The organism is Candidatus Defluviilinea proxima (genome assembly GCA_016721115.1).
Lineage (GTDB): Bacteria > Chloroflexota > Anaerolineae > Anaerolineales > Villigracilaceae > Defluviilinea > Defluviilinea proxima.
Genome location: JADKIW010000001.1, coordinates 4,815,823 through 4,829,932 on the forward strand (window position 1 = coordinate 4,815,823; position 14,110 = coordinate 4,829,932).

The 14,110-nt window shown below is 47.7% G+C and carries 17 protein-coding genes and 1 tRNA gene; 12 read left to right on the plus strand and 6 right to left on the minus strand.

All coding sequences use genetic code 11. The annotated features are described in order from the left end of the window. The first annotated feature begins 63 nt into the window (after positions 1-63). From IPP66_22420 to IPP66_22470, 11 genes are all read left to right on the plus strand, one after another. A complete protein-coding gene (locus tag IPP66_22420) occupies positions 64-1,446 on the plus strand; it encodes a radical SAM protein (GenBank protein MBK9928035.1) in 1,383 nt (460 codons plus the stop codon). 18 nt (positions 1,447-1,464) lie between these two features. Beyond that, positions 1,465-2,607, plus strand: coding sequence for a radical SAM protein (locus IPP66_22425; GenBank protein ID MBK9928036.1), 1,143 nt, complete (start codon positions 1,465-1,467; stop codon positions 2,605-2,607). Between the two features lie 12 nt (positions 2,608-2,619). After that, a complete protein-coding gene (locus IPP66_22430; GenBank protein MBK9928037.1) occupies positions 2,620-2,799 on the plus strand; it encodes a hypothetical protein in 180 nt (59 codons plus the stop codon). Beyond that, a complete protein-coding gene (locus IPP66_22435; protein MBK9928038.1) occupies positions 2,792-3,466 on the plus strand; it encodes a methyltransferase domain-containing protein in 675 nt (224 codons plus the stop codon). The genes IPP66_22430 and IPP66_22435 overlap by 8 nt, the downstream gene beginning before the upstream one ends. 79 nt (positions 3,467-3,545) lie before the next feature. Beyond that, on the plus strand, positions 3,546-4,553 hold the full coding sequence (locus IPP66_22440; protein ID MBK9928039.1) for a hypothetical protein: 1,008 nt from the start codon (positions 3,546-3,548) through the stop codon (positions 4,551-4,553). Then, entirely contained in the window at positions 4,550-5,572 is a 1,023-nt protein-coding gene (locus IPP66_22445; protein MBK9928040.1) for a hypothetical protein, read from the plus strand. Before IPP66_22440 ends, IPP66_22445 begins: the two co-directional genes overlap by 4 nt. Then, positions 5,572-6,126, plus strand: a complete 555-nt coding sequence (locus IPP66_22450; GenBank protein ID MBK9928041.1) for a dual specificity protein phosphatase family protein — start codon at positions 5,572-5,574, stop codon at positions 6,124-6,126. The genes IPP66_22445 and IPP66_22450 overlap by 1 nt, the downstream gene beginning before the upstream one ends. A 93-nt stretch (positions 6,127-6,219) precedes the next feature. After that, positions 6,220-6,831: a signal peptidase I gene (lepB, locus tag IPP66_22455; protein MBK9928042.1), complete on the plus strand. Its 612-nt coding sequence runs from the start codon at positions 6,220-6,222 to the stop codon at positions 6,829-6,831. 1 nt (position 6,832) lies between these two features. Beyond that, a complete protein-coding gene (locus tag IPP66_22460; protein MBK9928043.1) occupies positions 6,833-7,132 on the plus strand; it encodes a YgiT-type zinc finger protein in 300 nt (99 codons plus the stop codon). A gap of 26 nt (positions 7,133-7,158) precedes the next feature. After that, positions 7,159-7,707 (plus strand): hypothetical protein, encoded by a 549-nt coding sequence (locus tag IPP66_22465; protein ID MBK9928044.1) that lies wholly within the window; start codon positions 7,159-7,161, stop codon positions 7,705-7,707. A 42-nt stretch (positions 7,708-7,749) separates the two neighbouring features. Next, a tRNA-Glu gene (locus IPP66_22470) sits at positions 7,750-7,822 on the plus strand. Between the two features lie 34 nt (positions 7,823-7,856). Here IPP66_22470 and IPP66_22475 read toward each other — a convergent pair. The 6 genes from IPP66_22475 to IPP66_22500 all read right to left on the minus strand — a co-directional run bounded on the left by IPP66_22475 (position 7,857) and on the right by IPP66_22500 (position 13,769). Next, positions 7,857-9,131, minus strand: coding sequence for an ABC transporter ATP-binding protein (locus tag IPP66_22475; protein ID MBK9928045.1), 1,275 nt, complete (start codon positions 9,129-9,131; stop codon positions 7,857-7,859). Continuing rightward, a complete protein-coding gene (locus IPP66_22480) occupies positions 9,131-9,970 on the minus strand; it encodes an ABC transporter permease (GenBank protein MBK9928046.1) in 840 nt (279 codons plus the stop codon). The genes IPP66_22475 and IPP66_22480 overlap by 1 nt, the downstream gene beginning before the upstream one ends. A gap of 185 nt (positions 9,971-10,155) precedes the next feature. Further along, positions 10,156-11,187, minus strand: coding sequence for an ROK family protein (locus tag IPP66_22485; protein MBK9928047.1), 1,032 nt, complete (start codon positions 11,185-11,187; stop codon positions 10,156-10,158). 94 nt (positions 11,188-11,281) lie between these two features. Next, complete coding sequence (locus IPP66_22490) at positions 11,282-12,904, minus strand: hypothetical protein (GenBank protein ID MBK9928048.1); 1,623 nt, start codon at positions 12,902-12,904, stop codon at positions 11,282-11,284. A 14-nt stretch (positions 12,905-12,918) separates the two neighbouring features. Then, the gene (locus IPP66_22495) at positions 12,919-13,410 is read right to left on the minus strand and encodes a PaaI family thioesterase (GenBank protein ID MBK9928049.1); all 492 of its coding nucleotides are present in this window, start codon (positions 13,408-13,410) and stop codon (positions 12,919-12,921) included. 65 nt (positions 13,411-13,475) lie between these two features. After that, the gene (locus tag IPP66_22500) at positions 13,476-13,769 is read right to left on the minus strand and encodes a hypothetical protein (GenBank protein MBK9928050.1); all 294 of its coding nucleotides are present in this window, start codon (positions 13,767-13,769) and stop codon (positions 13,476-13,478) included. 61 nt (positions 13,770-13,830) lie between these two features. On the opposite strand from IPP66_22500, the gene IPP66_22505 reads away from it, so the two are divergent. Then, on the plus strand, positions 13,831-14,091 hold the full coding sequence (locus IPP66_22505; protein MBK9928051.1) for a hypothetical protein: 261 nt from the start codon (positions 13,831-13,833) through the stop codon (positions 14,089-14,091). Positions 14,092-14,110: the final 19 nt, after the last annotated feature.

The following is a 14,110-nucleotide window of genomic DNA, read 5'->3' on the forward strand; positions in this document are numbered from 1 at the left end:
TAACAGCCAAGAGCTAATCGCTAACAGCTAATAGCTAATAGCCAACAACTTTATAGGTGAAACATGTCTCTCTTTACCGACCTCTTCAATCGTAAATCGTCTATCGTCCATGGTCCATCGTCTGGTCTTTATCACTACACCCGCGAGACGGAACACGAGAAATCGCGCATCCACTTGCGGATCGACCCAGACGGGCACGGCACGCTTATCGTCAACGCCAGCAGTGTCATGCACTTGAACCCGACAGCGACTTTTATGGCATGGATGATCCTGGAAGAGAAGAGCGAATCAGAGACGGTCAAGGTCTTGTCCAAAAAGTGGAATGCGCCACGCAAGCAACTATCTGAAGACCTTCAAACCTTCAACCTTCAACTTTCTGAACTCATCCGCCCTGATGGTGCTTGTCCCGTTCACGAGCTTGATCTTGAATCGCTCATGCCATTCAGCACACGCCCCTCCGCGCCCTATCGCATGGATCTGGCCGTCACCTATCGCTGTAACAACGATTGCGCCCATTGCTACAACGCCCGCGAGCGGAACTTCCCTGAGCTCAGCACCGAGCAATGGTTCAAGGTTCTCGATCAGCTTTGGGCTTTGGGTGTTCCGCATATCGTCTTCACCGGCGGCGAAGCCACATTACGCAACGATCTGCCAGAGTTGATCAAACACGCAGAATCGAATGGGCAGATCACAGGTCTCAACACGAACGCCCGTAGGTTGTCCGATATGAGTTATGTGCAAAAGCTCGTAGATGCAGGTCTTGATCATGTGCAGATCACAGTCGAATCATGTGACGAAGGGATCCACGATGAAATGATGCGAGCCAAAGGCGCATTTAAACAAACCATCGCTGGCCTGAAGAATGCATTGCAAAGCAAATTGTATGTGATGACCAATACCACCATGCTCCGCACGAACGTCCACACTATCCCCGACACGTTGGATTTTCTCGCGGATATCGGCGTGCCCACGATCGGGCTGAACGCACTCATTTATTCAGGCCACGGCCTCACCGTAGGCACAGGTCTGCGTGAAAGTGAACTGCAACCGATCCTCGATACTGCCACATACAAGACCGCCCAACGTGGGCAACGCCTCATTTGGTATACGCCCACGCAATATTGTGAGTTCGACCCCACCGCAAGCAACCTCGGCGTCAAAGGGTGCACTGCCGCACTGTACAGCATGTGTATCGAATCCAACGGGAATGTTCTACCCTGCCAATCGTATTACCATCCGCTTGGCAATATGCTCACCGACTCGTGGGATTCGATCTGGAACCACAAACTCTCGGTCCAATTGCGCGAACGGCAGAACTTGCCCGCCAAATGCGAAAGCTGTTCGCTCGTCACTGAGTGTGGCGGCGGATGTCCGCTCAATTTCGAAAATCATCGCGAAACTTTTGGCGTGAACAATGAAGTTGTTCCGCTGGCTGTGCTGAATTAATCAACGTCTGGAGACACTATGAAAATCATCAATCGTCTTGCCGACCGTTTTTCAAAGATCCAACCTCTGCCTGAAGGCACGCATCATCTGCAAGCCATGCAAAATGAAAGGCCCTACCGCTTGCACCTGCGCTTGCAAAAAGATGGCTCAGGGATTTTGATCCTCAACGCATCCACGATCATGCAGTTGAATCCCACCGCCGCGGAATATGCATTCCATTTCATCAAAGGGACGGAACCCAATGAAGCGGCCAAACAGATCGCCGACCGCTACCGCATCAGTAAAGGGATGGCTCTCGAGGATTTCAACGACTTCGTGGGACGCATCCAAACTTTGATCTCGACTCCAGACCTCGACCCCGTCTCTTTTCTGGACTTTGAACTGGTTCAGCCTCATTCAGCCGATCTCACCGCCCCACTCCGCCTCGATTGCGCGCTGACCTATCGCCTGCCTGCGAACACCCAAGCCGAATACGCCCCCACCAAACGTGTGGATCGTGAACTCACCACAGACGAATGGAAAGCCATCCTCGATAAAGCATGGATGGCGGGCATCCCTCATGTCACATTCACAGGCGGCGAAGCCACCTTGCGCGATGACCTGCCCGAGCTGATCAAACATTCCGAAGTGAATGGCCAGGTCTGTGGGCTTCTTACCGACGGTTTAAAACTCGCCGATAAAAAGTATCTTGACCTACTATTACAAACCGGGCTCGATCATATTCTCTTTATGCTTCAACCTGATAACACCGCCTCATGGTCGGCACTCGAAACCATCATGCCTGAGGATATCTTCGTCACAGTCCATGTCACATTGAATAATGACAATGCAAAAGATATGCAGAAAACACTGGAGCGTTTGGCAGGCTTGAATGTGAAAAGCCTATCTCTCTCGATCTCTGAGAACACCCCACGCGAGGCATATCAAGAGTTACGCAACAAAGCCGCCGAGTTGGGATTGGCGCTAAAGTTCGACCTTCCCGTTCCTTATTCTGCGGATAACCCGGTTGCATTTGAAACGCAAGAAGATAATGTCCCTGTGGGAGCGGGCAAGGCTTGGATGTATGTAGAACCCGATGGCGATGTGCTCCCCACCCAAGGGATGGCAGATCAAATCCTTGGCAATTTGCTCAAGGATGAGTGGAAAGATATTCACCGTTAGAAAGCAAATCTCATGTTGAAAAAAGGTTTGGACTCCGGTGTAATTTATTTTTTGATCGCCATTGTATTTGCCATAGGAGCGATCAGTAAAACCATTTCAAGTGATTCGATCATCCTTGCCATGCAATGGCTTTGCGCTGTGGTGCTCGTTATCCTCGGTATTTTGCGTCTGAGAAAGAACACCGTTGGTTAACTGGCATACCCGCTACACCCAGCAAGCCAAATGGACTCGCGACCTGCGGGCGTATGTCTTCAACAAGATCCAGTTGAATTCATCAAGCCGCATACTTGAGGTAGGATGCGGCACGGGGGCTATCCTTTCAGAACTGCCACATCATATCTCTCTTCACGGCTTGGATATTAACCCTGTCTCACTTGCCCAATGTCAGGTCCATGCTTCAAGCGCTTCGTTGATTCGAGGCAATGCGTTAGCACTCCCTTATGCAAACCATTCGTTCGACGTCGTCTATTGTCACTTTCTTTTGTTATGGGTGAAGGAACCGTTGCAGGCTTTGTTCGAAATGAAACGTGTGACAAAACCCGGTGGGCACATCATCGCATTTGCCGAACCTGATTATGAACAACGGATCGATAAACCCGATGAACTCATCCCTTTAGGAAAGTGGCAAACCGAATCGTTGAAGAAACAAGGAGCTGACCCAGGCTTTGGGGCGTATTTAGCCGAGTCCTTTTTTCAGGCGGGGATAGAGATCATCGAGACAGAAACAATTCGAAGCGTAGGAAATGAAGCGTCTGCAAAAGAGCGGGAAAAAGAATGGGCTGTGCTTGAAGCCGATTTGGCGGGAATGGCTTCCAGTGAAGAGATCCAAAAAATGAAGCTTGTAGATGAACAGGCATGAGAACGCGGTGAGCGTGTTCTATATGTGCCAACATATTTCACCTGGGGCATGTCTAAATAATCCATGCTACACTTAAGGCATGGAAATTTGTTATTTACTTGCCTTCCCTGATTCAGAGGATATAACGCGTCAGCCCGTGGAGCAATTCAAAGGGTTGAAAGATGCGCCCTATTTCCAACCGATCGATATTGACCTTGTTACCGTAGGCATTGAGACCATTGTGGTCGAAGGATATGCTGTTTCGATCACACGTCAACGATATGACGGTGTTGTTCAAATCGTGGAATGTCATTACGACCTCAGCGACCCGTTTGCCGCCACTGTATTGCATGATCGAAAAAAGATCGAGGATGTTCTTAAATCCCGTTACATTCCTGAAACCTATCGCCAGAATGGGCTGTTCGAGGAATACACCATCCTGCTTGTGAACGAGGCCAAACCCACGCCTGATAAGTGGATCGAGAAGAATGCACTCGCCATTTCCAATTTCATCCGATCACAACGTGAAATATTCGAGAAGACCGAGATGGAAGAGATCCTGAGTTCGCGTGCCCGTTACTCTGCCATCGAACTCACCTTGGTGGATTGGGAAGGGGCCGTCATCATTGCTCCCAACAATGATTTTCAATCGGATATCGTCCTGTTCAAGATCGGTAATTACCAACTGCTCCGTTATCGTATGCTGGATATTTCCATCGAAGACTTGCTCGATAAGATCAACGAATCCTTTTTCAAAAACAGACGCCGTCCACGCGCTACCCGCGGTATGATTCGCCAGATCGCTGAACATAAGCTCGAGGTAATGATCAACTTTGAACGCGTGGAACAAAACCTGCTCTTCATCGGCGATTGGTACACCACCAAACTTTACGAGATCATTCACAATGAGTTCTATCTCAAAGACTGGAAGGAAAGCGTCAAGACCAAACTTGATAATCTCGAGAACATCGTTCAAACTATTCAAGAAAATTTTGCCCTCTCTTTCGAAACCCTCATGGATCGTCTGCAAATGCTTGGCTGGGTTCTGTTATTGATCGGGTATCTTTATCTTTATTTCCTTGACGCAAAATTGATCAAACTCCCATGACTTCTTTTCGCAAACATACATTTCTCTTCGCCCTCACAGCGCTTCTTCTCTCGACTTTAGCCTGCCGCGCCGCCACAGACATTTTCTCCCCTGAGGATGAGTCTGCCACTTCTGTTCCCGTACCAACAGAAGTTATTTCCATTCCCACAACTGTCGTCGAAGGACAGACCTGCCCTGTCCTCCTTTCCGATATCATAGATGCGGCCGCACAAGAAGGAAGTGATACCGAAGCACAAGACGAACAATACATCGTCACTTACACTGTCGATGGCGATCAGATCAGCGACCCACAATACGAATCCGTTTCCAGTGACCTGCAAGACGAACAGGAAGATACCGCATCGCAGGAATTTGTGTGGAGCTATTTCACATCGCTGATTCCCGAAGAACAACGGGGTTTCATCACTGAATACGATGTCACCACCGATGGCGTTGATAACACGTTGGCCGCCGTCACACAAACTCAAAACGACCCGAACAACTGGGCACTCGAAGTAGATATTCTCGACATCAAAGACACCCGCAACCTGACGTTCACTCTCATCCACGAATTCGGCCACTTGCTCACGCTCAACCCAGATCAGGTGCCGCCCAGCATCGAGGTCTTCAACAACCCTGATGATGAAAGCGTGCTGGAAAGCGAAGTTGCCGCCTGTCCACAGTACTTCCCCGGTGAAGGGTGTAGTACATCGTCGTCGTATATCAATGCTTTCTACAATCGCTTCTGGCCAGACATCCACGATGAATGGAGTGCGATCAGTGATGAAACTGATGAAGAGGCTCGCTACGAACTGCTCGATAATTTTTATTCTTCATATCAAGATCAATTTGTCACATCATATGCGGTGACCACCCCTGAAGAGGATATCGCTGAGTCATGGACCTACTTTGTCCTCACGTCGAAGCCACAAGGCGACACGATCGCCGATCAAAAGGTTTTGTTCTTTTACGAATATCCCGAACTTGTGGAATTACGAGGAACTATTCTCAGCAATATCTGTGAATCCTTCCCTAAATAATGAGCGAACTAAAACGTCCCATTTCCGAATCCTATTGGGTAGAACCGGGTCAACTGCTTGCAGGTGAATACCCGGGGCGCTACACATCCGAAGAAACCCGCCGTCGCCTTGATGCATTGCTCGAAGCGGGTTTCGATACCTTCATTGATCTGACACGCCCCAACGAAACCGTACCGTACATCCGAACGCTGTTGGAAGAGGCGAAGATCTATGATGTCAAAGTAAAACATCACAACTTTCCTATCGGCGATTTTGGTTTACCAACTCCTGAGATCATGCTATCCATTCTCGACACGGTCGATGAGGCGCTCAAGAATGGCAAACGAATCTACATCCACTGTTGGGGTGGCATCGGGCGAACGGGCACAACAGTAGGTTGTTATCTCGTGCGTCGGGGTAGAACAGGCGAAGAAGCGCTGAATCAACTTGCAGAGTGGTGGCGAAGCGTGCCCAAGAGTCAGATCCACCGTCATTCGCCAGAAACGTTGGAGCAGGTGGAATTCATCCGCAATTGGGCAGAACATGAAAACAAAAGTAGAGAAAAAGGCGCATAGCATCGTCTGAAGTAAACAAACATGTTAAGTCTGTCTTAAGGGCGCAGGGGAAATACAAAAAAGCAGTATAATTTTTCACGGAGCAATCAGACATTGGAAACCACACAACCTGAAATACAACCCGAAATTCAAGAGCAAACTGAGGCTGAACCTCAACAAGCAGAAAATTGGAAACGCTTTACACTCGACATTCTCGAGACAATCATCCTTGCTGTCGTTTTATATTTTGGCATTAACGCCGTTTCGGCCCGTGTACGCGTCGATGGTTTAAGCATGAACCCTACACTACAGAACGGTGAATATATACTGGTCAGCCGTGTAACTTACAAGACCGGTCAGCCACAACGAGGCGATATTATCGTCTTCAGTCTTCCCACCGATCAACGACAGGATCTCATCAAGCGCGTCATTGGCTTACCGGGCGAAACCGTCAGCGTGCAGGATGGCGAGGTTAAGATCAACGGCTTTGTACTTCAAGAACCCTATATCGCACAGCCGCCTATCTATAACGGTGAGTGGACCGTTGGGGATAATGAGCTTTTCGTATTGGGCGATAACCGCAACGACTCCAAAGATTCGCATCAGTGGGGTTTGTTGCCGCAAGAAAATGTAATCGGAAAAGCCCTATTGATCTACTGGCCCCCCTCCGAATGGAAATTCATCAATCACACCGCCGCCGTGTTCGACCTCAAGCAGGTACAGTAAAGTGAACGAATCTCTTTCGAAACTCACAGATAGTTCCATACCGTGTCATGAATGTCCTGCAGGCGTCATGCACAACCGCCACATCACCTACTTTACATGGCTGGGCGAGGAACTTGTCACGGTTCAAAACTTCCCAGCATGGGTATGCGACCTGTGCGGGAAACGGGAGTACGATGAACGTGCCATTGCCATGCTTGCCATGCTTCTCAACCCGGAAGCGGGCAAACCCACCCGCCGCGTCAAACGCGTACCTCAGCCTGGTTCTCGTAAACGAAATGTTCCGCCGCCTCCACTTGACTGACGGTTGATAACGACAAGGAAAAGATCATGGATTCATCTCAACGCACTTATCGTTTTCTCCCTGCCGATGTATACACCGCTGGCTACCGTATCGTTGGTAAGATCATGGTTGCCGCCAACGGTATCATGGGCGTCATGAACGATTCGACAAAGTCCCATCTTGAGATCCATGATGCCAGATTGGCACGCATTCATATGCCAACCAAACTGGTTGACCACTATGAGCTAGTGCGCCTCGTCAAGTCACAGGTGAGTGCGGTCTGCGCGGCACGGCGTGAAGATCTTGGACCCACAAACATTGTGCGTGGTGGATATTCCAATATCGTAGAGCTTCAAGCGCGTATTGCCACGAATATCTTTGAGGTTGATGGCAAACTTCAAGTAGCTGGACGTTTTGATTTCGTCACTTTGATGTCTGATAAAACGCGCAACTTCATCCCCATGTTCGATGCGACACTCACGGCCATTATGCTCCCCAATTTGAAAGTAGAAAGTGCGGGCATCTTGTTCAACCGTGAAAAAGTAGATATGTTGGCCTTTGCCAATCAACGGGCAAAAGAAGAGAAAAACGCTTGACCGTTACACGGTGGGATGATAAAATCCGCCCGCTTAAGAAATGCCCCCATCGTCTAGTGGACTAGGACGCAGCCCTTTCAAGGCTACGACCGGGGTTCGAATCCCCGTGGGGGCACTTCACAAGAACATGCTTTGTGCATGTTTTTTGTTTAATCTTTTATCACTTCATTTTGCCAAGTCTGATCAATGACCACCCAAGCTCCATGACTGGCATCCCATGTTTCTTGTAGCACCCCACCAAAAGTCTCGATCCTTACAATCAACGCATCCTCGATCTTATCCAGCACATGATGGTCTTGATGCACCATAATCGTGACACTAATCGTACCAGAGGCAAGCGGCAGTTTTTCTACATGACAAGTCAGCTTACCGGAAGAACCCATATCCATTCCATTGCCTACGCGTAAGCTGTTACACATCCGTGCCACCACCTCCCCATTGAGTGTTTTGAGTAAAATTTCAAACTCAATAGGTTTCTCAGAATGTAATTGTTGCTTCTTATATTCGATTCTGAAATTGACGGGCATACCGCTCGTGAGAGTTTCAAGCAAAACCCCGCTATCATCATAGATCCCAAAGTTGGTCACTTCAATGCCTTGAGGCTTGGCGCCCTTGCGCCCTGCACGAAGGTTATCCACCACACCTTCTCTGACTCCAGAAATATAATGTTCAATAGCAGATTGAACCGATCCTACCGGAAAGGTAACAGTCCCATGCTCCAAAACCAGAGCTTTGTTACAAAGCGATGCCACTGTGGTCATATTATGACTGACAAACAGGATCGTACCGCCATCATTGGAAACATCCCTAATCTTTTGGATGCTTTTCTCGCGAAAGGAAGCATCTCCCACTGATAACACTTCGTCCACCAACAACACATTCGGTTTCAAGTGGACTGCAATGGAGAAAGCAAGGCGAACCTCCATACCAGAAGAGAATCTTTTTACAGGTGTCTCCAGAAACTCTTCCACACCGGAGAAAGCAACGATCTCATCAAACTTTTTTCTGATCTCCGCACGCGGCATCCCCAAGATTGCTCCGCTGGTAAAGATATTTTCGCGTCCGGTCAACTCAGAATGAAAGCCGGTACCCACTTCCAACAACGAACCGACTCTTCCATACACAACAGCCCGTCCCGATGTTGGCTCAGTCACTCTGCCCAATATCTTGAGCATGGTACTCTTGCCTGCGCCATTTCGCCCGATGATCCCGATCACATCTCCCTCTCGCGCTTCAAATGAGACATCTTTCAGTGCCCAAAAATCGACCTTCTTTTCCTTTACCGGTTTTCCACTAAAGCGGTTTACAACGCGAGCAATATCATCTGCAAGCACACCTCGGTTCTGCCACCAGCCAAGTCCAACACTGGGGCGGATGCGATACAGTTTCGATAAGTTTTCAACTTGAATAAGTTTGTCTGCCATTAAATCACATCCGCAAATTTGCGTTCAAGGCGATGAAAAACAGCCAAGCCGAACACAAATAAAATAGTGCTGATAACAAATGAGTATAGGATCGAATCCAAAGGAAATTTCATGGTACCAAATAACGCCCAACGAAATCCATCGATGATCCCGACGAGGGGGTTGAGGTCGTAGACCCAGCTCCACGAAGGCGGAATCAGATTCGAAGAGTAGGCAAGAGGCGAGGCATACATCCAAACCTGAATAATAAAAGGAAGGACGTAAGTGAAGTCGCGGTAATACACATTCAGGGCGGCGAACGCAATTCCCACGCCAACCGCCAAAAGCAAGGTAAATAGCAACAAAAAAGGGATAGCCAGCATATTGATCGAAAACGGAATCTTATAAATAACAAACAAAACCAGCATGATACCGAAAGAAATCAAAAAATCAATCAAAGTTGAAAGAGCACTCGCAATCGGTATGATGATCCTGGGAAAGAATATTTTTGTAATTAGGCGGATGTCCCGTGTTAGGCTAATGCCAGATCGTTGCAAAGATTGCGAGAAAACGCCCCATGGCAACAACCCAGCAAATGCGAACAACTCGTAGGACACGTTATCTGATGCAACATTCATCAAACGACCGAAAACAATCGTAAAGATAGCCGTCGTCATCAATGGCTGGAGCACTACCCACGCCACCCCCAGAAATGTTTGACGATACCGCAGTTGTATCTCTCGTTGGGCCAAGATGAAAAAAAGTTCACGATAAGCCCAAACTCCCTTCAAGTTTATGCCAAATAAGCCTTTTGCTGGCTCAATCACGATCTTTGGCAAGTTCGAATTCGATTTTTCCAATTTAAACGGGGCTCCTTGAAACATTTGAAAATATGATACTGGTAAAACTTGACACTAACCAAGATTATAAAGCACTGTTCTCATCGTTAGCCCGTGTAATAAACGACACTTTACATAATACTTGAATAAAAAAATCAGACCAGCAAAGGTCTGATTTTTTTATTCATTACAGACTATCGTAGCACTTACGCTCTATCCCTATACAAAGCAGATAACGCCGCGCCGATGGCTTGTGAAAGGTCACCTAATGCCGCAGGAACAATAGTAATGACATCACGTTGGAAGGGCCACAGATATTCACGTGCAGTAGAACGCACGATACTCAAGTAACGTTCACGGAAAGCAGTGGTGGTCGCTTCGGGATCCATCAGGCCACCACCGATAACTACAAACTTGGGATCAAGGGGCATGGCTAAATTGGCAACATGTAAGCCCATGGCTTTGGCTTGGAAATCAAATATCTCAACAGCAAGCGGGTCGCCCTTTTGCGCAAGTCCGCGCAACGAGAAGGCACGTTCCTTCATGCTGAGCGAGGATTTTGCCAGTTCATGCTCAGGGTATTTTTCCAATTTATCAGCGAGCAAATTAGGAAGCCCCGCAAGACAAGTATACATTTCGATACAACCCCAGGTACGTCCACAACCACATGTATAAGGTTTGGCATCCAACAAATGCAAGAGAGCAGGCATGTGACCAGCTTCCATGCCAGCCAGCGTATCACCACTTAGCGCAAATCCATTTTCGTCAATATAGGCACAGCCTAGACCAGAGCCGGGGGCCAGCAACACAACTGTCCCTTTGTTGTTGCCGCGCGCATGTTGCGCTTCCGCTACACCGCCCATATCGCCATCGTTGCCAACAGTCAATGGAATGGCACGTCCGGCACGTTCAGATAAGGCATTGCTATAGGCAGTATGTACATCAAAGCCAGTAAAACTATCCGGCAGGTTGGCTGAGTGATCGAAAACACCATATCGTTGAAATGGACCTGGGACAGCCAGCCCTACCCCGCCGACTTGATCCCATTTGAGAGAATTCATAGCGAGGTAGTTATCGATCGCTTCCACCCAACTGCGGACAACTGCTTCGGGACCGCTCGCTGAATTGGTGGATGCTTGCAATAGTTTTGTCGAGATGGTTGAACCGTCTCTCCAGACCCCGCCCACCTTGGAAGTGGTTGCGCCGCCGTCCGTGCCGATATAAATCACTTTGTTCATATGCTGTTTTCTGCTTTCCTATACGATTTTTATTTGCCTTATAGAACAGGCCGTATTTTACTATTTGAACGGTCACATGTAAATTTGCAAAGGCTTACTTCTGGCTAAAATATTCCTGATATATGTCATCTCTAACGAAAACAAGGCCGAAGTGATTTCTAAAGACCAACTGATATCCTTCAATATCACCCGTATCTGCATCACGATAAAAGAGCTGGCTTCGGGCAAACGATTCAGGGTTAATACCCTGAACGCCCGGGGTAAGATAATCATAAATGCGTTGTTGCATTACCATCAACACTTCAAAATCGCGTGAGCGGATATAGTCATAATCCAAAGGCTTGAACACTGCTTCTGTTGTCCAGTTTGCGGTACGAGGGAAATACATACGGACATCACGATATACAAAAATACCAGTATCAGGCAAAGGTTTAAGCACATCTACGGCGAGATCATAGAATTGCAAAGCAGGTTTATCCTGCGTCTTGTTTAAATAGCTGAAATACCTTTGAACATCAGATACAGTAAAAGCTGAGAGTTGAAGCACGATCGCTAGACTAAATACAATTTGCGAGATGATGCCAATGTTTTTCGAAAATGGAGATTTAAGTAGCGACCGAAAATCAGGAACTTCATCAGGCAAATACGCCATCATTGTAGAAAACAAAGGCAACGCTACGGGTATCCAATATTGAAATTTGAAGTTCGTGATCCAAAACACGAGAACGGACAATGGGATCGCCCATGTGATGATAATGATATTGAGTAATCGATTCTTATCCTTCACGATTCCATGCACACATGCAAACAGAGCCAGGAGCAGGAAAAGACCGTTCCCAAAATATCCAGTGAGGTCGGGTAGCGAGATCAAGAAGCCCTTCGGATACAAGACCCAGTATCCTGAATACAACTCCACTGATTGTCTTTCCATGAGGGCAAAGTAATCTTTTCGAACTCCACTATAGACCAGAGTTGGGTTGGCAAATAAATAGGCGGCGAACATGCACGCGATAAAGCCCAATCCCATCAAGAAGAGCTTCCATAGAGATAACTTCTTAATGAAAAATCCCAACAGCAAATAGACGGCAATGGTCAGGAAGAAATAAAAGCCTATACCCTTTGTGCCTGCAGAGAATCCGCACATGACGGCCGCAATATAAAAATTAGAACCAAATCGCAGTTCATCCTTGTTCAAAAAATAGATCACAAGCACGGATAATAACGTCACCATGCTATCGGGGTGCCACCAGAAATTATTGCGCACAACCGCAGGAATACTCAACAGCAACAATGTCAGCACTAGGGATTTGTAAGACTTGAACCCTGTTGTCATATACACCAGAAGTAGAACAGTCATCAGCATGGGTAACACACTGATGACCTGCCTCAAAACAACCATGACTAGTGATATGTCGTTTATTAAACCTAAAGGTACAAGAGGAAGCAAAGACACAGCCGATACAGCAAAATAGGGAAACCCATAAAAATAGTACTCATAAAAAGCGAAATTGATGAGTGCCTGCTTCACAGAATCAGCCGGGGCGATCATATCGAAAACATAAGGCAGTGGGACAGATTCGTCAGGCTCAAACACAGCGACCATTTCAATATTCTTGGCGCCAACACGATTCGGGGCAATAAAGACAATAAAATAACAAACACAGGTCAACAGAGATAACCAAAAAAACGCACTTGAATTCTTCAACGCCATTTTCATTACAAATGATCCTTTTAAAATTCGCCTTTGAGCAACTCATCCACCATGGACGCAGGGACCTGCACAGCGACCACCTCCCCACGCACGGTAACGATGCCATTCGCAACAATCCATTCTTCGATGACAACCTTGCGCCCTTTATGTTCCTTTACTTTGCCACGTACTTCCAACTCAACGCCGAGCGGTGTGGGCTTGAGATAATCCACATGCAAAGAGGCGGTTAGAAAGCGAGTATTGGGTTCAGAGTTCGGGTCTTGTTCTTTGGCGGCTTTATAAGCCACTGCGGCGGCTGTACCTGTGCCATGACAATCAATCAGCGAGGCAAGCAACCCACCATAGACATATCCCGGCACAGAGATGTGATAAGGCTTTGGCATGAAGTGACAGGTCGATTCGTCACCGTCCCAATACGATTTGATTTGGTGTCCATGCTCATTAAGATTGCCACATCCGTAGCAGTGAGAAAGAGAGTCGGGGTAATAATCCTGAAAGGCTTTCTGAGTCATGACATTCCTTTACCACTACAAAATACACAGGGAGAAAACTCTATTGAAACAGAATCAGCCGTCCCTTAATTGCGAGGCGGGAGACCAGTTGAGAACCCTGCTAAAGGCGGAGTTGGCGTCAGAGATGGGGTTGGGCGCGGTGTGGGAGCATCCCCTTGTAAAACAAATTGACCGACGACCTTATACTCGAGTCCCACGAAGATCTGCACTTGATACGTACCGGGCAAAAAGTCTTCAGGGGTGGCTTGCCATTCGGTGAAGCCATAACCACCCAACTCACCATCCCACGGAATCGTTTCGTAATGTACCAATTGACCATCGCGATACCACAAAGCGGTCCATTGCGCTTTGGGCGTCATCTGATCATACGTAAATACGGCACACATATAGTCGATGGGATTTTGAAAAATAGTATCGGCTGTGAATTCATTGAAGTTCGAACAATCGAGCGTGAAAAAAAGCGGACTAAATACCGCGCCGGGGTTGGGTGTGACATCGCTTTCAAATAACGCTTCAATCACAGGTGGGATGAATGGTGTGGGCGTGATAGTGGGCGTATCGGTCACAGACGGCGTGTCGGTGATCGTGGGAGAGAGCGTGATGGTGGGAGATAATGTGATGGTGGGAGACAACGTGATGGTGGGCGAAAGTGTGATGGTAGGTGATGGTGGAAAATATTGATAAGCAACTGGCTCACCGA